Annotated in this window: 19 protein-coding genes; 3 read left to right on the forward strand and 16 right to left on the reverse strand. The window is 68.5% G+C overall.

What is annotated here, in order from left to right:
• Positions 1 to 356 precede the first annotated feature (356 nt).
• Entirely contained in the window at positions 357 to 1,814 is a 1,458-nt protein-coding gene (locus BX604_RS36110; RefSeq protein ID WP_098556452.1) for an MFS transporter, read from the forward strand.
• Between the two features lie 59 nt (positions 1,815 to 1,873).
• On the opposite strand, the gene BX604_RS36115 is transcribed toward BX604_RS36110, so the two are convergent.
• The 5 genes from BX604_RS36115 to BX604_RS36135 form a co-directional block, all read right to left on the reverse strand.
• The gene (locus tag BX604_RS36115) at positions 1,874 to 2,767 is read right to left on the reverse strand and encodes a LysR family transcriptional regulator (RefSeq protein ID WP_098556454.1); all 894 of its coding nucleotides are present in this window, start codon (positions 2,765 to 2,767) and stop codon (positions 1,874 to 1,876) included.
• A 100-nt stretch (positions 2,768 to 2,867) separates the two neighbouring features.
• Positions 2,868 to 3,695: an alpha/beta hydrolase gene (locus BX604_RS36120; protein ID WP_098556456.1), complete on the reverse strand. Its 828-nt coding sequence runs from the start codon at positions 3,693 to 3,695 to the stop codon at positions 2,868 to 2,870.
• Between the two features lie 192 nt (positions 3,696 to 3,887).
• Entirely contained in the window at positions 3,888 to 4,271 is a 384-nt protein-coding gene (locus tag BX604_RS36125) for a VOC family protein (protein WP_098556458.1), read from the reverse strand.
• 15 nt (positions 4,272 to 4,286) lie between these two features.
• A complete protein-coding gene (locus BX604_RS36130) occupies positions 4,287 to 5,249 on the reverse strand; it encodes a hydroxymethylglutaryl-CoA lyase (RefSeq protein ID WP_098556460.1) in 963 nt (320 codons plus the stop codon).
• 20 nt (positions 5,250 to 5,269) lie between these two features.
• Positions 5,270 to 6,460: a CaiB/BaiF CoA transferase family protein gene (locus tag BX604_RS36135; RefSeq protein WP_098556604.1), complete on the reverse strand. Its 1,191-nt coding sequence runs from the start codon at positions 6,458 to 6,460 to the stop codon at positions 5,270 to 5,272.
• 251 nt (positions 6,461 to 6,711) lie between these two features.
• On the opposite strand from BX604_RS36135, the gene BX604_RS36140 reads away from it, so the two are divergent.
• Positions 6,712 to 7,677: a D-2-hydroxyacid dehydrogenase gene (locus BX604_RS36140; RefSeq protein ID WP_098556462.1), complete on the forward strand. Its 966-nt coding sequence runs from the start codon at positions 6,712 to 6,714 to the stop codon at positions 7,675 to 7,677.
• A 247-nt stretch (positions 7,678 to 7,924) separates the two neighbouring features.
• Here BX604_RS36140 and BX604_RS36145 read toward each other — a convergent pair whose 3' ends face one another.
• The gene (locus tag BX604_RS36145; protein WP_096505276.1) at positions 7,925 to 8,137 is read right to left on the reverse strand and encodes a hypothetical protein; all 213 of its coding nucleotides are present in this window, start codon (positions 8,135 to 8,137) and stop codon (positions 7,925 to 7,927) included.
• Between the two features lie 214 nt (positions 8,138 to 8,351).
• Between BX604_RS36145 and BX604_RS36150 the strand changes: the two genes are divergently transcribed.
• Positions 8,352 to 8,645, forward strand: coding sequence for a DUF4148 domain-containing protein (locus BX604_RS36150; protein ID WP_098556464.1), 294 nt, complete (start codon positions 8,352 to 8,354; stop codon positions 8,643 to 8,645).
• 145 nt (positions 8,646 to 8,790) lie between these two features.
• Here BX604_RS36150 and BX604_RS36155 read toward each other — a convergent pair whose 3' ends face one another.
• From BX604_RS36155 to BX604_RS36200, 10 genes are all read right to left on the reverse strand, one after another.
• The gene (locus BX604_RS36155; protein ID WP_098556466.1) at positions 8,791 to 9,228 is read right to left on the reverse strand and encodes a hypothetical protein; all 438 of its coding nucleotides are present in this window, start codon (positions 9,226 to 9,228) and stop codon (positions 8,791 to 8,793) included.
• A gap of 211 nt (positions 9,229 to 9,439) precedes the next feature.
• Complete coding sequence (locus tag BX604_RS36160; protein ID WP_098556468.1) at positions 9,440 to 10,363, reverse strand: ABC transporter permease; 924 nt, start codon at positions 10,361 to 10,363, stop codon at positions 9,440 to 9,442.
• Positions 10,363 to 11,235, reverse strand: a complete 873-nt coding sequence (locus BX604_RS36165) for an ABC transporter permease (protein WP_098556470.1) — start codon at positions 11,233 to 11,235, stop codon at positions 10,363 to 10,365. The genes BX604_RS36160 and BX604_RS36165 overlap by 1 nt, the downstream gene beginning before the upstream one ends.
• Positions 11,236 to 11,281: 46 nt before the next feature.
• The gene (locus BX604_RS36170; protein ID WP_098556471.1) at positions 11,282 to 12,361 is read right to left on the reverse strand and encodes an ABC transporter ATP-binding protein; all 1,080 of its coding nucleotides are present in this window, start codon (positions 12,359 to 12,361) and stop codon (positions 11,282 to 11,284) included.
• A gap of 49 nt (positions 12,362 to 12,410) precedes the next feature.
• The gene (locus BX604_RS36175; protein ID WP_098556472.1) at positions 12,411 to 13,577 is read right to left on the reverse strand and encodes an ABC transporter substrate-binding protein; all 1,167 of its coding nucleotides are present in this window, start codon (positions 13,575 to 13,577) and stop codon (positions 12,411 to 12,413) included.
• 285 nt (positions 13,578 to 13,862) lie between these two features.
• A complete protein-coding gene (locus BX604_RS36180) occupies positions 13,863 to 14,438 on the reverse strand; it encodes an RBBP9/YdeN family alpha/beta hydrolase (RefSeq protein WP_098556473.1) in 576 nt (191 codons plus the stop codon).
• Between the two features lie 47 nt (positions 14,439 to 14,485).
• On the reverse strand, positions 14,486 to 15,820 hold the full coding sequence (locus tag BX604_RS36185; protein WP_098556474.1) for an MFS transporter: 1,335 nt from the start codon (positions 15,818 to 15,820) through the stop codon (positions 14,486 to 14,488).
• Positions 15,821 to 15,977: 157 nt separating this feature from the next.
• Positions 15,978 to 17,033: a 3-keto-5-aminohexanoate cleavage protein gene (locus BX604_RS36190; RefSeq protein ID WP_098556475.1), complete on the reverse strand. Its 1,056-nt coding sequence runs from the start codon at positions 17,031 to 17,033 to the stop codon at positions 15,978 to 15,980.
• A 122-nt stretch (positions 17,034 to 17,155) separates the two neighbouring features.
• Entirely contained in the window at positions 17,156 to 18,004 is an 849-nt protein-coding gene (locus tag BX604_RS36195; protein WP_098556476.1) for a TauD/TfdA dioxygenase family protein, read from the reverse strand.
• A gap of 10 nt (positions 18,005 to 18,014) precedes the next feature.
• Positions 18,015 to 18,995 (reverse strand): quinone oxidoreductase family protein, encoded by a 981-nt coding sequence (locus BX604_RS36200; protein WP_098556477.1) that lies wholly within the window; start codon positions 18,993 to 18,995, stop codon positions 18,015 to 18,017.
• Positions 18,996 to 18,997 lie beyond the last annotated feature (2 nt).

Genomic DNA, 18,997 nt, shown 5'->3' on the forward strand with positions numbered 1-18,997 from the left:
CGCGCGCCGCACCGACGTGAAACGGCGCCGCGGCCGTCACGGCGGGCCGCAACTGTTCGACTTCAACACCCCATGGTTTTCCCTGCCCCGGCGCTCGCGCGGCGGCGGGGCCCGCATCCGACGCCCGCCCCGCGGGCGTTTCGCAGCCTTTCTGCACGGGAAAGGATGCTTGAGGCATGCGCAATTATCGAGCCGCACGAATTCGCCGACCATGTTTCGGACGATCGGCGCAGCCCGCGCATCCGGCCTGTCACGGGCCGCACGCGTTCCGCCGTCGCGTCGCGCGACCGGGCCGGTCATGCCGGCCGCGAACGGCCGGGCACGGCGCCACGGCATATTGATAATCAGGAGACACGATGAACAGCCAATCCCTCGACCTCGGCGGCAATGCGGGCGGACCCGCATCCGCAAGACCAGCGGCGGACCGGGCCGGCGCCGATGCGGCGCCCCTGCCCGCCCGCAGCGTCACGCTCGGCGAATTCATGGACGACCTGCCGGTCGGCGCATTGCACCGGTTCGTCGTGTGGGTGATCGGCATCGGGCTGTTCTTCGACATGTACGAGATCTTCCTCGTCAGCACGATCGGCACCGCTTTGCAGCACGAATACGGACTGAGCCGGCAAAGCGCCGATTTCAAGCTGCTGCTCGCGTCCGCGTTCATCGGGATGTTCGTCGGCGCGGCCTGCCTGGGCAGCCTCGCCGACCGCATTGGCCGCCGCAAGGCGTTCCTGATGACGCTCGTCTGGTATAGCGCGTTCTCGCTGGTCGGCGCGTGCTCGGTGAACGCCGACATGCTGGTCGCATGCCGGTTCCTGACGGGCATCGGCGTCGGCGCGATCTATCCGGTCGCCGACAGCTTCCTGTCCGAAATCCTGCCGAAGGAAAAGCGCGGGCGGCTCGCCGCGTGGGCCTATACGACTTCCTACGTCGCGGTGCCGCTGGTCGGTTTTCTCGCGCTGTGGCTCAATCCGCTGCATATCGCGGGCGTGGCCGGCTGGCGCATCATTCTCGCGATCGGCAGCCTCGGCGCCGTGTACGTGCTGCTGATCCAGCACCGGCTGCCGGAAAGCCCGCGCTGGCTGCTCGCGCAAGGCCGCACGGCGCAAGCCCATGCCGCCGCGCGGCGCTTCGCGCAAAGCGCCGGCGTGCGCGCCCCCGAGCAGTTCGCCGAATCGGCCGAACCGCAGCGGCCGATGCGCATCGGCGAGCGCATTGCGCTGTTGCGCCGCGAGCCGTACGGCAAGCGTTACCTGATGCTCGCGGTGTTTCACCTGTTCCAGGGCTTCGGCTATTACGGGTTCGGCACGCTCGCGGGCACGGTCGTCAAGAGCCGCGGCTTCGACGTGACCGACAGCACGCTGTTCATCGCGCTGTCGTTCATCGGCTACCCGATCGGCTCGCTGCTGTCGATCCCGCTGCTGAACTGGATCGAGCGCCGCACGCTGGTGATCGTGTCGATCCTGTCGATCGCCGCATTCGGGCTGGGCTTCGCGTATTCGGGCAATACGGCGCTGATCGTCTGCTTCGGTTTCCTGACGACCTGCGCGTCGAACGTGTTCAGCAACGCGTATCACGTGTACCAGGCCGAGATCTTCCCGGCACGCGTGCGCTCGACGGCGATCGGCAGCACGTATGCGCTGTCGCGCATCGTCAGCGGCGCGCTGCCGTTCATGCTGCTGCCGGTGCTCGCCGATTACGGCGCGGGCGCGATGTTCGGCGTGATTTCCGTTGCGCTCGGCATCGTTGCCGTCACGCTGCGCGTGCTCGGGCCGCTGACCACGCGGCGCAGCCAGGACGACATCAATCCGGTGTAATGCGACAACCTACGCGGGGCGTGCCGACGCATGCCCCGCACGTCGCGTTTGCGGCGCGCTCAGCGCGCCGACATGAAATCGAACAGCTTCGCGATGTCGGTGGTCAGCACGGTGCCGGCCTTCACGCCGACCCACAGCGTGCGCGTCGCCCACGCATCGTCGAGCGTCACGACCCCGAGCCGCGCTGCGCGCTCATGGGTCACCGCGTCGCGCGGCAGCACGCCGATTCCGAGCCCGGCCTCGATCATCCGGCTCACGCCGTCGAAATTCGAAACCTGGATGCGCAGCTTCAGCGAACGTTCGACCGCGAACGCGGCGTCGGTCATCCGCGCGAGCAGCGAACTGCCGTCGCTCAGGCCGACGTAGTCTTCATCGAGCGTATCCGCGAAGCGGATGCTGTCGAGCGCGGCGAAGCGATGCCCGCGCGGCACGAGCAGCACGAGTTCGTCGCGTCGATACAGACGGCGTTCGATGCCCGGGGCCGGGACGTTGTCCGCGAACACGCCGAGATCGGCCTTGCCGGATGCGAGCGCGTCGACGATCTCGTGGCTCAGCCGCTCTTCGAGACTGACCTTGATGCTCGGGTTGCCGGTGAGGAACGCGGCGAGATCGGCCGGCAGGAACTGGACGATGGCCGACGTGTTGGTCCACACGTGGATGTGGCCGCGCACGCCGGCGACGTAGTCGCTCATCTCGTGCGCCATCCGGTTGACCTGCTCGATCACCTTCGCCGCATGGTCGAGCAGCGCGCGGCCCGCGGGCGTCAGCTCGACGCCGCGCGCATGCCGGACGAACAGCGCACTGCCCGTCACGCTCTCGAGTTCCGCAATCCGCTTGCTGACCGCGGACAGCGTGAGCTGGCCATGCTCGGCTGCCTTGGTCAGGCTGCCGTGCTCGGCGACGAGCGCGAACACGCGCAGCGACTGCAGATCGAAATGAAGCGGGTTCACCATGTCGTGGGTCCTGGGGGAAAGCCGTGCGGCGCGCGCGGTCAGTGCCGGGTCGGCCCGATGCCGATCATACGCGCGGCCGTGCGGCCGCGAAACGGCCCGGTCAGCACGATATCGTCGCCTGCAATGCGGCGAGCATCGCGCTGTCCGGCTTCGCGAGATCGTCGAGCACCGAGAAATGCTGCATGCCCGGCAACCAGGCGCGCGCAACGCGTTCGCCGGCCGCTTCGCATGCGTCGGCGTATTCGCGCGCTTGCCGCACGAGTTCCGGCAACTCGGCCGCGCCGACCGCGACGACGGTCGGCGCACCGGGCCCGATATGGTGCAGCGGGCTGTAGGCGGCGATCTCGTGCGCGGTGAGTTTCAGCTTGTCGTCGAGCACGCACAGCGAGATCGGTTCGAGATCGACGAGCGGGCTGATCGCGAGCGCCGACACGACGGCCGGATGCGCGCGATGCACGGCCGTCAGGTGGCCGCCCGCCGAGTGCCCGCTCAGGTGGAGCGGCCTGCCGGCGGTGCCGATGCCGTCCGGATCGGCCGCGAGATGATCGAGCAAGGCGCCGATCTCGGCGACGATGTCGGTCATTGATGCGATCGGCGCGAGCGTGTATTCGGCGAGCACGACGTCGAAGCCGCGTGCGAGCGGCCCGGCCGCGGCGTACGCGAAATCCTCCTTCGCGCAGTGTTGCCAGTAGCCGCCGTGGATGAACACGAACAGCGGTGCGTCGGGCCGGCCGCAGCGCAGCCAGTCGAAGCGCTGCGCGGGACGCGGGCCGTAACGCAGGTCGCGGCTGCCGGGTGTCGCGTCGTACAGCGCCGCGCTGCGGGCCTGGCAGGACGCGAGCACCGCCGGGAAATCGGGAATGGCCTTCGTGTTCAGGTAGGCGGCGTCGAGTGCCGCGCGGTCCATGCCGCGATAGAGGATCGTCATTCGGGAAGCACCGGGTCGGATTGCGGATGCGCGGGCCCTGCGTGGAGCCCGCTGCGAAGGCGGCGGACAGGCCGACGCCGTTATCCCATTATCCGCAGCACGGGTGGGCCCGACTATCCGGAATCGGCGAGCGGGGCGCGCGCCTGTCCGCTTTCGGCGAAGGACTGCGGCGCAGCGCGCCGCCCCGCTCCATCAGATCAGCTCCGAGATCTCGATCAGGTTCAGGTCCGGATCGCGCACGTACACCGAGCGGATTTTCTGCGTCGCCCCGGTGCGCTCGACGGGCCCTTCGACGATCGGCCATGCGACGCGCTGCAGATGCGCGATTACGTCGTCGAGCGGCACCGACGCGATGAAGCACAGGTCGAGCGCGCCCGGCACCGGCACGTGCGCCTTCGGCTCGAACTCTGCGCCGCGCACGTGCAGGTTGATCTTCTGGTTGCCGAAGCGGAACGCGAGCCGCCCCGCGCCGAAGGTTTCGAGCTGCATCTGCAGCACCTCGGTGTAGAAGTGCCTGGTCCGTTCCGGATCGACGCAGGTCAGCACGAGGTGGTCGAGGTGGTCAATCAGCGCCATGTGATTTGCTCCTGTTCATGAGAAAGCCCGCTGCGCCGGCATGTCGCCGGCTTCGGCGAGCGGCGCCGGATGAAGGTCCGCGCGCCGCCCGGCCTTCAGGATCTGGCTCGGCACGTCGTGCCCGATCAGCGCGGGCAGCCGCGCGGCCGCGGCAAGCACGGCCGCGAGGTCGATGCCGGTATCGTAGCCGTCGAGCGCGAGCATGTGCACGAGTTCTTCCGTACACGCGTTGCCGGTCGCGCCCGGCGCGTACGGGCATCCGCCGAGCCCGCCGAGCGACGCGTCGAAGCGGTCGATGCCCGCGTCGAGCGCGGCGAGCGTGTTGGCGAGCGCCATCCCGCGCGTGTTGTGAAAGTGCAGCGTGAGCTGCAGCGCGCCGAAGCGCTCGCGGGCGCGCTGGCCGAGGTCGCGCACCTGCGACGGAAACGCCATGCCGGTCGTGTCGCACAGCGTGAAGCCGTGCACGCCGAGATCCGCGAACCGCTGCATCCACGCGAGCACGGTTTCGGCGCGCACGTCGCCCTCCATCGGGCAGCCCATCGCCGTCGACAGCGACACGTTGATCGCGACGCCCGTGCCGCGCACCGCGTCGATCACGTCGCGCAACTGCGCGAACGACTGCTCGCGGGTCATCCGCAGGTTCGCGCGATTATGGCTCTCGCTCATCGACATCACGAGGTTCACTTCGTCGACGCCGCACGACAGCGCGCGCTCCGCGCCGCGCACGTTCGGCACGAGCACCGTATAGACGACGCCCGGCGCGCGCACGATGCCGTGCATCACGGCCTCGGCGTCGCGCAGCGCGGGAATCGCCTTCGGCGACGTGAACGACGTGACTTCGATCTTCGCGTAGCCGCATGCGCTCAGCGCATCGACGAGCGCGATCTTGTCGTCGGTGTCGACGAAGGCCGCTTCGTTCTGGAAACCGTCGCGCGTCGCGACTTCGTGGATGTAGAGTCGTTTGGATCGTGTGTTCATGTCGTCGCTCCAGGGGCCGTTCAGATCACGCCGCGCGTGCGCCAGTCGTCGCGCGTCGCGGCGTCGATGCCGATCGATTCGAGTACGGCATCGGTATGCGCGCCGAGCGCGGGCGCCGCCCGCTCGATGTGTCCCGGCGTCGCGCCCAGCTTCGGCACGATGCCCGGCACGAGCACCGGCGTGCCGTCGGGCAACGCGGCGTCGACGATCATGTCGCGTGCGCGGTAATGCGGATCGGCCGCGATGTCGGCGACGTCGTAGATGCGCCCGGACGGAATGCGCGCGTCGTTCAGCGCGGCCAGCACGTCGTCGAGATCGTGTTGCGCACTCCATTCGCCGATCGCCGCATCGATGCGCGCGACCTGCGCGACGCGGCCGTCGTTGTGCTCGAGCGCCGGATCGTTGCCGAGATCGGGGCGCGCGATCAGCGCCATCAGGCGCCGGAAGATGCTGTCGCCGTTGCCGGCGATCAGCGCGTACTTGCCGTCGCGGCACCGGTACGCGTTGGTCGGGGCGATGCCGGGCAGGCTGCTGCCGGCCGGCTCGCGCACCGCGCCGAACGCCGAGTATTCGGGTAGCAGGCTTTCCATCATGTTGAAGACCGACTCGTACAGCGCGACGTCGACGACCTGCCCCTTGCCGCCCTGCTGTTCGCGATGCCGCAGCGCGAGCAGCACGCCGATCACGCCGTGCAGCGCCGACAGCGAATCGCCGAGCGACACGCCCACGCGCACCGGCGTGCGGCCGGGCTCGCCGGTCAGGTGCCGCAGGCCGCCCATCGCTTCGGCGATCACGCCGAAACCGGGCCGGTCGCGGTACGGGCCGGTTTGCCCGAAGCCGGACACGCGCAGCATCACGAGCCCCGGGTTGATGCCGGACAGCGTGTCCCAGCCGAGCCCCCAGCCTTCGAGCGTGCCGGGCCGGAAGTTCTCGATCAGCACGTCGGTTTCGGCGACGAGGCGGCGCACGACGTCCTGCCCTTCGGCGGTGCGCAGGTCGAGCGCGAGCGAGCGCTTGTTGCGCGACTGCACGGCCCACCAGACCGACGTGCCTTCATGCAGCAGCCGCCATTTGCGCAGCGGGTCGCCGACGCCGGGCGGCTCGACCTTGATCACGTCCGCGCCGAATTCCGCGAGCATCCGGCCCGCGAACGGGCCGGCGATCAGTTGGCCGAGTTCCAGCACGCGGATGCCGTCCAGGGGTCTCGTCATGACTGTCTCCGATGAAATCGTGTTGTCGATGACGGCGATCATGACGGCGTTCGCACCCGGCGAAAATCGTTCGATGCTCAACCAGCCTTTCCCGGACGGAAAGGCTCGCGGGCGGGCGTGCCGGACGTACGCTGCGCCGGCCTTTCCATCCGGGAAAGCGCGCTCGCGCAACGGTCAAGCCGAACCGCGTGCGCCGTTGGCAGAATCGTTGCCGTTGCGCGCCCGCCGGGCGCCCGTCAGCGAGGCTCGTCATGTTTTCCAGCGCTTCCCCCGCGAAGATCGTGTTTCTCGACCGCGCGACGCTGTCGCCGCAGACCGTGCTGAAGCCGTTCCCGTTTCCGCACACGCTCCATACGTTCGAACGGACGGGCGCGAACGAGGTGGCCGAACGTATCGGCGACGCGGACATCGTCGTCACCAACAAGGTCCGGCTCGACGCGGCGGCGCTCGCCGATGCGCGGCACCTGAAGATGATCGCGATCGCGGCCACCGGCACCGACATCGTCGATCTCGACGCGTGCGCGGCGCACGGCATCGTCGTCAGCAATATTCGCGGGTATGCGGTGCGCACCGTGCCCGAGCACACGTTCGCGCTGATCTTCGCGCTGCGGCGCAGCGTCGTCGCCTATCGCGACGCGGTGCGGGCCGGACGCTGGCTCGACAGCGGACAGTTCTGCTTCTTCGATCACCCGATCCGCGACCTGGCCGGCTCGACGCTCGGGATCGTCGGCGACGGCGTACTCGGCCGCGCGGTGGCCGGGATCGCCCGCGCGCTCGACATGCGCGTGCTGTTCGCTGCGCACGGCGACGCGCGGGGAGACGACCATGTGCCGCTCGACACGCTGCTGCGCGACAGCGACGTGATCACGCTGCACTGCCCGCTCACGCCGGCCACGCGAAACCTGATCGACGCGCGCGCCTTCGCGCGGATGGCGCGCCGCCCGTTGCTGATCAATACCGCGCGCGGCGGACTCGTGGATGAAAGCGCGCTGGTCGACGCGCTGCAGTCGGGGCAGATCTCGGGGGCGGGGTTCGACGTGGTCACGCAGGAGCCGCTGCCGGCCGCGCATCCGTTTCACGCGATCCTGTTGCATCCGGCCTTCATCCTGACGCCGCATGTCGCGTGGGCGAGCGACGAGGCGATGCAGGCGCTGGCCGACCAGCTCGTCGACAACGTCGCCGCCTTTGCGGCGGGCGAGCCGCGCAACGTCGTGTGATGGATCGGGAAACGGCGATCGTTTCGACCGTGTATTTCGACCGCGCAAACAGAACGGCCCCGCTCGATTGCTCGAAGCGGGGCCGGCTGGATTCGGCGCTGCGGGTGCCGCGACTCGGCGCGTCGATCAGCGCGTGTACATCCGCGCCGTCTTGCGGCCGGGGTACGGATTCCCCGAGCGCGCTACGTGAACGAACGCCGGCCGCCAAAGCGGCCGGACGAGTCAGAAACGGATTGCGACGCGCGTATCAGTACGCGGACATCTCGACGCAAGGATCGACCTTCGACGGCGAGCAGATGGCCGAATACTTGGCGCTTTCGCGCATCAGCGCTTCGCCTTCGTGCAGGGCGATCTTGATCTCGGGGTGACGCTCGTACGCGAGGAATGCGGAGCAGACGACCGCGGACATCACGATCAGGGAAAACACAAATTTTTCAAGGGATTGGAAACGTTCGGGCATGGTTCGACCTTTCTTCTACCCGGTGATTATAGCGCGAATTAAGGGTTTTCCCTATACTGCGGCCCGCATATTGGAAATAGGTCTGACCAATGGCGGGTTATTGTTTGCACCCTTTTTCACGTTAATCCGGGCTTAAGCGCGGGTCGAACAAGATGGACTCACCGTTGCGGCGCGTGTGCCGTGCCGGGTACCCCGTTTTTCGGAGATCCTGAAGATGAAAACCACGCTTTCCATGCTTGTTCTTGCCGCGGCGCTTGCGGCCCCTGCCATGTCGTTCGCGCAATCGCCTGCCGCGCCCGTTACGCGAGCCGAAGTCGTCGCACAGTTGCGCCAGCTCGAGCAGGCGGGCTACAAGCCGCTGAAGGGCCAGTATCCGGACGACATCCGCGCCGCCGAAGCGCGTATCGAACAAGCGTCGGGGATCGGTGCGGATGCCGGCACGGCGAGCGCGGCGGGCCGCCCGACGCCGGGCGCACCCGCTGCCGGCATAGCGGGTCGCGGGCGCTGACCGGTGCACCGGTGCACCGGTGCGCTCGTCGCGACCGGCGGGGGCATCCGTTATCGGGGGCAGGACTTCGACAAACAGCGCGCGACAGTGCGGTGCGCATCGGCTGCACCGCCCACCGCAATCGGCAGGACGGCCGCCCGGGGCATTACTGCGGCGCCGATGCGGCGCTGGCGGCATTGCCGGGCCATGCCTTGCCGATCCTGTCGATCATCGACTTGGCGGCGCCCGTCGCGATGGCCGCATCGACGCCCGATGTCTGCCACGAACCGTCGGCAGCCTGCACGAACGTGAGGTTCGCGCGCGACGGCGAGTAATCGGTATTGCGCCACGTGACCACGACGTCGCACGTGTAGGTGCGCTCGCCGGTCTTCTTGCAGTCGCCATCGGGTTTCGCCGAGATCACGTCGGCCGACACGGGCAGCGGCTGGCCGAACAGCGCGTTCAGGCCGCCGTGGTTTTCGGCTTCGAGCGCACGGCGCACCGCGGCGTCGACGTCGCTCGATCCGGGACCGTCGTGGAGCAGGTTGCAGGCGGCAAGCAGCGAGGTGGCACAGCCGAGCGTCAGCAGCGTTTGAAACTTCATGGATATCCGTGCATCGGGTGAACGTCGGGCGGCATGCGGCGATGCGTGATGAACGCAACGCGTGGCCGGTACGCCGCGTAGTCTGCAACGTCCGCGTGTCGTGCGCGGTATCCATTTGTAACCAATTGCACGGATGCGTGCGGGCGAAACGGACGCGCGGCGCACGGCAACCGTGCCGCCGCCCTGCTCTTGCCGCCGCTTTCGGCCGCGCCTACTGCCGCTCCTGCTTCACGCGGCTCACCAGTTGCGTCGGGCTCACGAACTGCAGCGCGATCACGACCCAGATGAGCGTGATGGCCATGTAGATCATCGCCATCGCGTCGATCGACTGCGGCGCGCGCACGCCGGTCGAAAACACCGCGTAATACAGCGCGACGACGAGCGTCTGCGTGCTCGGGCCCGCGGTGAAGAAGGTCAGCTCGAACATCCCGATGGTGCGCACCAGCACGAGCAGGCCCGCGGCGAGCATGCCGGGCACCAGCAGCGGCAGCAGCACGTAGCGGAAATAGCGCCACGTGTTCGCACCGAAGATCCGCGCGGCGGATTCGAGATTCGGGTCGATCTGCTCGATGAACGGCGTCATCACGAGGATCACGAACGGCAGCGCCGGCACCAGGTTCGCGAGGATCACGCCGGACAGCGTGCCTGCGAGTCCGACCTTGTACATGACGGTCGCCATCGGGATCCCGTACGTGACGGGCGGCACCATCAGCGGCAGCAGGAACACCAGCAGCGCGAAGCGCTTGCCGCGAAACTGCACGCGGGCGAGCGCATACGCGGCCGGCACGCCGAGCGCGACCGACAGCAGCACGACCGCGCCGACGACTTCGACGGTCACCCACAGCACGCTGGCGAGCTGGAAGTCTTCCCACGCCTTCGCGTACCAGTGCAGCGTGAAGCCCTGCGGCAGCGGCGTGCCGAACCAGCGCGTCGCGACCGAGTTCACCGCGACGGTCGCGATCAGCAGCATCACGTTCAGCAGGAAGAACGCCATCAGCCCCCACACGAGCGCCTTCCATGCACGGCCGGCGAGGTTGCCGCGCATCTTCTGCGGTTTCATCGCGTTGACGGGCTGGGCGCCGGGCGGATTGTGCTTCGGCGGCCACGCCGGCGACGCATGATTGTCGGTCCCCATCAGCCCTTGCCTCCCGTGACCGGACCGGTATAGAAGAAGCGGCGCGCGCCGAGCATGGATGCGACCACCAGCAGCTGCACGAAGCCCATCACGATCGCGATCGCCGATGCGAGCGAATAGTCGTAGCTCTCGAACGCGGCTTCGGCGGCCGCGATCGAGATCACGCGGGTCGGCCCGGCCGGCGCGCCGAGCAGCACGGCCGACGGAAACACCGAGAACGCCTGCACGAACGACAGGCATGCGGCCATCGTGAGCCCCGGCACGAGCAGCGGCAGGTAGATCTGCCGGAACTGCTGCCACGGGTTCGCGCCGAGGGTGGCCGCGGCGCGCGCGAGCGTCGGGTCGATGCCGCTGACGTACGACAGCATCAGCAGGAACGCGAACGGAAAGCCCGACACGATCAGCGACAGCAGCACGCCCCAGTAGTTGTGCGTGAGGCGCACTTCGTCCGTGTACAGGTGCAGCCCCTGCAGCGCCTGCGGGAACCAGCCGTTCGGGCCGAAGTACGTGAGCATCCCGTCGGCGACGAGCACCGTGCCGAGCGTGACGGGAATCACGAGCAGCGTCGTGACGAACTTCTGGTACGGCGAATTGCGGCGCAGCGCGAACGCGACGGGCACCGAGACGCCGACGTTGATCAGCGTGGCCGGCACCGCGAGCTTCAGCGTGACGAGCACGGTCGGCCACATCGCGGTATCGGTGAAGAACTGCACGTAGTTCGCGAGCACGCCGCCGCCGTTCATCGGCTGGAACGACAGCACGAGGCCGTAGGCGAACGGATAGATGAACAGCGCGATGATGAACGCGAGCGCGGGCGCGACGAGCCACGCCTTCGCGTCGCGCGGTGCGCGGCCGGGTGCGAGCGTGCTCATGCGGCCTCCTCGCGCGACGCGGCCCGGTAGGCTGCGCACCGGCCGTTCATTGCGCGTCTCCCGCATAGACGAGCGTGCGCGCCGGCGCCACGCGCAGGCGCAGCCGTTCGCCTTCGGTGAATTCGCCGGCCACGCGCGCCCAGATCGGGCCGAACGGCGTGGTGGCGCGGATCAGCGAATCGCGGCCGCCGTACTCGAGCGTGTCGATGGTCGCGTCGAACGCGTTGTCGGCGCCCTCCACCGCGCGTTCGATGTCGTCGGGACGCAGCGCGACCAGCACGTCCTTGCCGTCGAAGCCGGCCATCGGCACGCCCGTGATGCGCACGCCGGCGGCCGTGACGTTCACGTGATCGCCGGCCATCCCTTCGAGCGTGAACGGCAGCACGTTGCGATAGCCCATGAAGCGGGCGACGTGCAGGTTGTGCGGGCGCGTGTACACGTCCTTCGGCGACGCGACCTGCTGCACGACGCCCTCCTTCATCACGACGATCCGGTCGGCCATCGACAGCGCCTCGTCCTGGTCGTGCGTCACGTAGATCGTCGCGCGTTCGAGCTGCGTATGGATGCGGCGGATCTCGGCCCGCATCTCGATGCGCAGCTTCGTGTCGAGATTCGACAGCGGCTCGTCCATCAGCACCAGCGGCGGCTCGATCACGATCGCACGCGCGATCGCGACGCGCTGTTGCTGGCCGCCCGACAGCTGTCCGGGCAGCTTGCCTTCATGGCCGACCAGTTGCACGAGTTCGAGCGCCTGCTGCGCGCGCCGCCGCGTTTCCTGCTTCGCCACGCCGCGCATCTTCAGCCCGAAGCCGACGTTCTCGAGCACCGACATGTGCGGAAACAGCGCGTAGTTCTGGAACACCATCCCGAAGCCGCGGCGCTCGGGCGGCAGCACGTCGATGCGCGTGTCGTCGAGCCAGATGCCGCCGCTCGTGAGCGGCTGCAGCCCGGCAATGCAGTTCAGCGCGGTCGACTTGCCGCAGCCGGACGGGCCGAGCAGCGCGATGAACTCGCCGCGCTTGATGTCGAGATCGAGCCCGCTCAGTGCGGCGACCTGCGCGCCCTCCGCATTGGTGAAGCTGCGGCACACGCCGTCGAGCCGCAGCCGTTCGAAACTGTGCTTCATTACGCGAACTCCGTCGGCGCGGGCGCCGCAGCGCCCGCGGGTTCATGCGTCATTTCGACTTCTGCGAACCGATCTCGCGGTCCCACTTCTGGAACGCGGCGACCATCGCCTGCGCGCTGAGCGGCTGCACGTGCGGATGATCGGCCAGCAGCCTGGCGTACTCGGGGCGGCCGAACTTCTTGATGACGTCCTGGCTGTGCGCGGGCGCCATCTCCAGCGTCACGCCCTTCACCGCCGGGCCCGGATAGAAGTAGCCGTCGTCGTAGGTCATCGCCTGCTGCGGCGGCTCGAGCAGGAAGTTCATCAGCTTGAACAGCACGTCGAGCTTGTCCTTCGGCACGCCCTTCGGGATCACCATGTAGTGCGCATCGTTGACCCACGTCATGTTGTCGAACGCCTGGATCCGGAAGTCGGTCGGCACGATGCCGAGCGCGCGCGGGTTGATGTCCCAGCCGGTGACGGTCACGGTCATGTCGCGCGTGCCTTCGCCGAGCTCCTTCATCACCGCCGACGTGCCGCCCGGGTAGTACGGGATGCAGTCGTTGAGCTGCTTCAGGAACGCCCAGGTCTTGTCCCAGCCGTTGATCGGGTCCTGCGGGTTCTTGTCGCCGAGCACGTACGGCAGCCCCATCAGGAACGTGCGGCCCGGGCCCGAGTTCGCCGGGCGCGCGTAGATCAGCTTGTTCGGATGCGCCTTGCACCACGCGAGCAGCTGGGCAGGCGTCTTCGGCGGATCGCTGACCTTGGCCGGGTTGTATTCGAGCAGCGGGCCGGCCGGCATGTAGGTCACTTCGAGGCCGAAGCCCTGCGCGAGATCCTGCATCTTGCGCGGGCCGGGCGCGTACTTGTCGAGCACGCCGGGGAACGCGCCCGCGTTGTCGGGCAGCAGCTTGAGCCAGAGGTTCTGCTCGATGCCGGCGGCCAGTGCGTCGGTGCCGGTCAGCACGAGGTCGATGTCGGAGCGCCCCGCCGCCTGCATCGCCTTGATCTTGCCCGGCAGCTGCGGCGCGGGCGCATTCGTGAACGTGACGTTCGAGACGAGATTCGGGTTCTTGTCCCTGAAGGCCTCGATGGCCTTCTGCGTCAGTTGCAGGTTGCCCGCGACGTCGACGACATTCAGCGACACGGGGGCCGCGACGGCCGCCGCGGCCGACAGCGTGAAGCCCAGTGCCAGCGCGATCCGGCAGACCCGGCGCGCGATCGTGGTTGTGTTCATGTCTCCTCACTTCGGTCAGTGGATGGGACCTTTCTTGTCAGGAAATCATGACGGCGTTATACGATGTCGGTCAACAAAAAACCGAGCGGCGCGGGGCGGGAATTTCCCTAACAAAAACCTTCCGTTTGTTGAGGATTTGCTGATTGACCGATTTCATGGCGCCGCGTGGCAAGGGAGGCGCGGCGTGTTAGGACGTCGTATATCAATGGGCGCTGAAATGAAATCGGTTCACATCGACGCGCCGGTTCGGGCACGTCTGCGGCACGGCGCGTTGCGGGGCGGCGCTCAGGCCGCACGAAGCGCGATCACCTCGCCGATCAGCCGCTCGGCGTCCCGCCATTCGCCATACCCGGACGCCGGATTCAGGTGCCCGACTTCGCCGAGATCGACGAGCCGGCTGCCCCACCCTGCCGCCAGCGCCGCCGCACGTTCGAAACGCGCGAGCGGATCGTTGCGGCTCGCGGCCACGATGCTTGGAAATGGCAGGCGTTCGGTCGGTACCGGCGTCCAGCCGTTCGCGTCGATCGCCTCGGGTGCCGGATAACCGGCGGGCATCGGCATATCGAGATCGGCCGGCGCCGCGAGCAGCGCGCCGTGGATCTTGCGCGTGGCCTGCCGTGCCCAGTGCACCGTAATCATGACCCCCGCGCTATGCGCGACGAGAATCACGGGGCCGTCGATCGCGGCCAGCGCCGCATCGAGTGCCGCGACGCGTGCGGCGCGACTCAGCTTGTCGGCTTCGAGCGGTGCGACGGCGCGTGCGTTCGGCAGACGCCGTTGCAGATGCGTCTGCCAGTGGTCTTCGACGTGATCGCGCAAGCCGGGCACGATCAGGATGGTGGGCGTGGTCGCCAGGGTCATGCAGCCTCCGGAGGAGTTCAGTTCAGTTCAGTTCGGTTCGATTCAGTTCAGGAAAGCCGGGACGCGCGTCGTTCGCGTTCGACGCGCGCGAGATCGGCCGCGTAGCTCGCCCGGCCGATCGCGAACAGCACGGCGGCCGCGAGCGGCACGACCGGAATCCATTGGAGTGCGCCGACGAGGCCGATGCGATCGGCGGCCCACCCGGTCAGCAGCGGGCCCGGCGCCATGCCGAGCAGGTTGTTGGCAAGCGTGAGCGTCGCGAATGCCGATGCGTGGATCGCGGCCGGCGTCAGGTTCGCGACCATCGCGCCCGACGCGCCGGACGCGCCCGCCCCGACCAGCATGCCCGCGCAGATCAGCGCGAGCTGCAGCGGCCCGGGCGGCAGCCGGAATGCGACGGCGAGGCATACGCCCGTCAGCACGCAATACGCGATCGCGGTCAGCCATTTGCGCGAACCGTCGGTCCGCCCGACGCGGTCGGTGACGATCCCGCAGCCGACCATCCCGACGCCCGACAGCAGCACGAAGCCGGCTGCGAGCACGGCAGCGCGGTCGGGCGCCATCGCGTAATAGCGGTTCAGGTAGCTCGGCAGCCACGCGAACAGCGCGCCGGGCACGAACAGGTGCAGCCCGCTGCCGATATAGGCGCAGATCACCGAACGCGACGCGAACAGCCCCGACATCAGCGCCCGCATGTTGCCGCGCAGGTCGCGCGGCGCATCGGAATGGAGACGGGACTGGCACGGTTCGACGCGGCATGCCGCGAGCCGCCGCTCGGTGACCACGGTGCGGTACGCGACGAGCAGCACGATGCCGAGTGCGGCCATCACGCCGAACGACCAGCGCCAGCCGAGATGCGCGCCGACCAGGCCGCCGAGCGCCATCCCGAACACGGAGCCGAACGCGCCGCCGGCCATGAACGCGCCGGTCAGCGTCGCGCGCAGGCGCGCCGGGAAGATGCTGAGGATCAGCGCGACGCCGACGCTGCCGTATGCGGCTTCGCCAAGCCCGACGAGGCCGCGCGACACGAGCATTTCGGTGTAGTTGGTCGACAGCGCGCAGCCGAGCGTCGCGACGCTCCACAGCGCGGCCATCAGCACGATGCTGCGCACGCGCCCGAAGCGGTCGGCGAGCACCGACAGCGGAAACGTCAGCAGCCCGACCAGCAGCGCGACGACGCCGGACAGCGAACCGAGTTGCGTGTCCGACAGCGCCCACGCGTGCTTGAGCAGCGGAAACACGGCGTTGAGCACCTGCCGCGACATGTAGTCCGACAGCAGCAGGCCGACGGTCAGTCCGAACACGAGCCAGGCATAGGCCGGCGCGCGCCGGCCGGTGGCCGCCACGTCCTGCAGCGACGGCTCGACATGATGAATCAGCATGCGTGTCTCCTCCGGCACCGGTGCGGCAATGCGCCGGCGCGGCTTGCGCGGCCCCGCTCCGTGTCCCGGAGCTTGCCCTCGCGCACCGCGCGAGGATGGGGGCCGCGCCACTTCGATCGGCGGGCGGCGGTGGCGGGCCGCCCGGATGCGCGGCGTGTCAGGCCGCGCGCAGCGGCACGCTCACCTGCCCCGGCCGGCGGTTCGGTGCCATGCCGAGCTGCGCGAGCGTCTCGTCGACGCCGCCGTACTGCACGCCGATCCGGTAGATCGCCTTGGCCTCCTTGCCGGTCGCGATGTCGCGGCCGAGTTCGCGCGCGATCCGCACGCACTGCTCGATTTGCTGCACCGACGTCATCCGGTTGCCCTTCTGGTCGATGATCGTGTCCTCGATCCCGCAACGCGGATGCAGGCCCAGCGCCATCGCGACCGTGTTGATCGGCAGCACGTTCTTCATCAGCGATTCGAGCGTGATGCATGCGCCGTCCGGGCAGCGCCGCACGAACTCCATGAAGTTGTACGGATTCGGGCCGTCGAAGCCGCCGCCGATGCCGACCCACGTGACGTTCAGCGGGCCGCGATAGACGCCGCGGCGGATGATGCGTTCGAGCGTTTCGAGCGCATGCATGCCGGTGAGCTGGAAATGCGGCTGGATGCCGGCCGCCTGCAGCCGGCGCAGGTGTTCGTCGACCCAGCCGGGGCCGGCCGGCACGGTCATCTCGCGATACGCATCCCACAGTACGTCTTCGTTCAGCGACGTCCCCGCGATGTCCTTGCGGCTCATCAGCTCGGTGATGTTCATCTGCACGGTGTTGATCGCGACCGTCACCTGGTCGGGCTTCGGCGTCAGGTCGGCGAGCATGTGGCGCGTGTCGTCGGACAGCCATTTGGCTTCGGCGCCGTCGCCTTCCGGCGCGAACGAGATCGAGCCGCCGACCTGCAGGATCATGTCGGGCACCGCTTCGCGCAGCCGGCCGAGCAGCTCGTTGAATTTCGACAGCCGCTTGCTGCCCTTGCCGTCGAGTTCGCGCACGTGCAGGTGCAGCACCGTCGCGCCGGCGTTGTAGCAGTCGACGGCCTTTTGCACGTGTTCGTCCATCGTCACCGGAATGTCTTCCGGAAAATCGGCGGGCATCCATTCGGGGCCATACGGCGCGACCGTGATGACTACCTTGTCCTGATTTTCCGGGTGCAGCGAATCGTCGAGAAATTGCATGTCGTCCTCCAGATGGAATCGTTGTGTTCGGGATGTACGGGCGTGCGTATCCCGCCGCACCGGGCGGCAGGCCCGGTGCGTGGCATGGGGTTGGAAACGGTTACGGTGCGGGGGCGCTCAGGTCAGAACGGCACGTCGCCGACGATGCCCGCGCGCTCCATTCGGCGCACGCACGGCGGGTAGTCCATCACCGCGTAATGCTGCGTGCTGCGGTTGTCCCAGATCGCGACGCTGTTCTTCTTCCAGCGCCAGCGCACCTGGTATTCGGGGATAGTGGCCTGGCTGATCAGGTATTGCAGCAGCTGGCCGGCGCCGGGATTCGCGTCCTGCCCGACGCGCACGCGCCCGGGCGTGTGGAAGTTCGTGAAATGCGTGGTGAACGCGTTCACGTACAGCACCTTCTCGCCCGTTTCAGGATGCGTGCGCACGACCGGATGCTCGGCGTCCGGGTACTGCGCCTTCAACGCGAGGCGCTTGTCGATCGGCATCGCCGCGCCGAAGCTCGCCTCGATGCTGTGACGCGCGCGCAAATCGTCGATCTGCTGCTTCACGTGGGCCGGCAGGTGCTCGTACGCGAGCACCATGTTCGCCCACATCGTGTCGCCGCCGACCGCCGGCCCCTCGACGCAGCGCAGCACGCAGCCGAACGGCGGCGCCGCGCGCCAGCTCGCATCGCTGTGCCACGCGTTCTCGTAGCGGTCGTTCGGCTGGTCGGGCGACTTGTAGATGCGCACGAGCCCCGGGTGTTCGGGGTCGCTGCCGGCGACCGGATGATCCTCCAGTTCGCCGAAGCGGCGCGCGAACGCGACGTGCTCGGCGCGTGTGAAGTCCTGGTCGCGCAGGAACAGCACGCGATGGCGCAGCAACTGCGTGCGGATTTCGGCGAACAGGCCGTCGTCGTGCACGGCGTCGGCGAGGCTCACGTCCAGCAGCTCCGCGCCGATCGCACAGGTCAGGGGTTCGACTCGCATGCGCGTCTCCTCAGACGATGAATACCGACGAGCCGGTCGTCTTGCGCGACTCGAGGTCGCGGTGTGCCTGCGCCGCGTCCTGCAGCGCATAGCGCTGGTTGATTTCGATCCGGATGCGGCCGGCCGCGACGTGCGCGAACAGTTCGCCCGCCAGATCGTTCTTCTCGGCCGGATCGGCGATGTAGTCGGCCAGCGCCGGGCGCGTCAGGTACAGCGAGCCCTTCATCGCGAGACGCTGCGGATCGAACGGCGGGATCGGGCCCGACGCGGTGCCGACGCAGACCATCAGCCCGCGCCGCTTCAGCGAATCGAGCGAGCCTTCGAAGGTGTCCTTGCCGACGCTGTCGAACACGACATCGACGCCCGCGCCATCCGTCAGCTCGCGCACGCGTTTCGCGACGTCCTCGCGGCTGTAGTCGATCGTATGGTCGCAACCGTGCGCGCGGGCGATCGCGGCCTTGTGCCCGCTCGACACGGTGCCGATCACGGTGAGCCCGAGCAGCTTCGCCCATTGCGACACGATCAGCCCGACGCCGCCCGCGGCCGCGTGCAGCAGGATCGTGTCGCCCGGCGCGAACGCGTGGATGCGGCGCAGCAGGTAGGCCGAGGTCAGCCCGCGCATCGTCATCGCCGCGGCCGTGTCGCACGCGATGCCGGCCGGCAGCTTCACGAGCGGTGCGGCCGGGATCAGCCGTTCGGTGCTGTACGCGCCGAGCGTGTTCAGGAATCCCGTGTAGGTCACGCGGTCGCCGACCGCGACGTTCGTCACGCCGGGGCCGACGGCCTCGACCACGCCGGCCGCCTCGACGCCGATGCCGGCCGGCAGCGGCACCGGGTACAGGCCGCTGCGGAAATACGTGTCGGCGAAGTTCAGGCCGACCGCTTCGTGTCGCAGGCGCACCTGCCCCGCGCCCGGGTCGCCGACTTCAACGGCTTCCCAGCGCAGCACGTCGGGGCCGCCGGTTTCGTGGAATCGCACTGCATGTGCCATCT

Source organism: Burkholderia sp. JKS000303 (assembly GCF_002563755.1).
Lineage (GTDB): Bacteria > Pseudomonadota > Gammaproteobacteria > Burkholderiales > Burkholderiaceae > Burkholderia > Burkholderia anthina_B.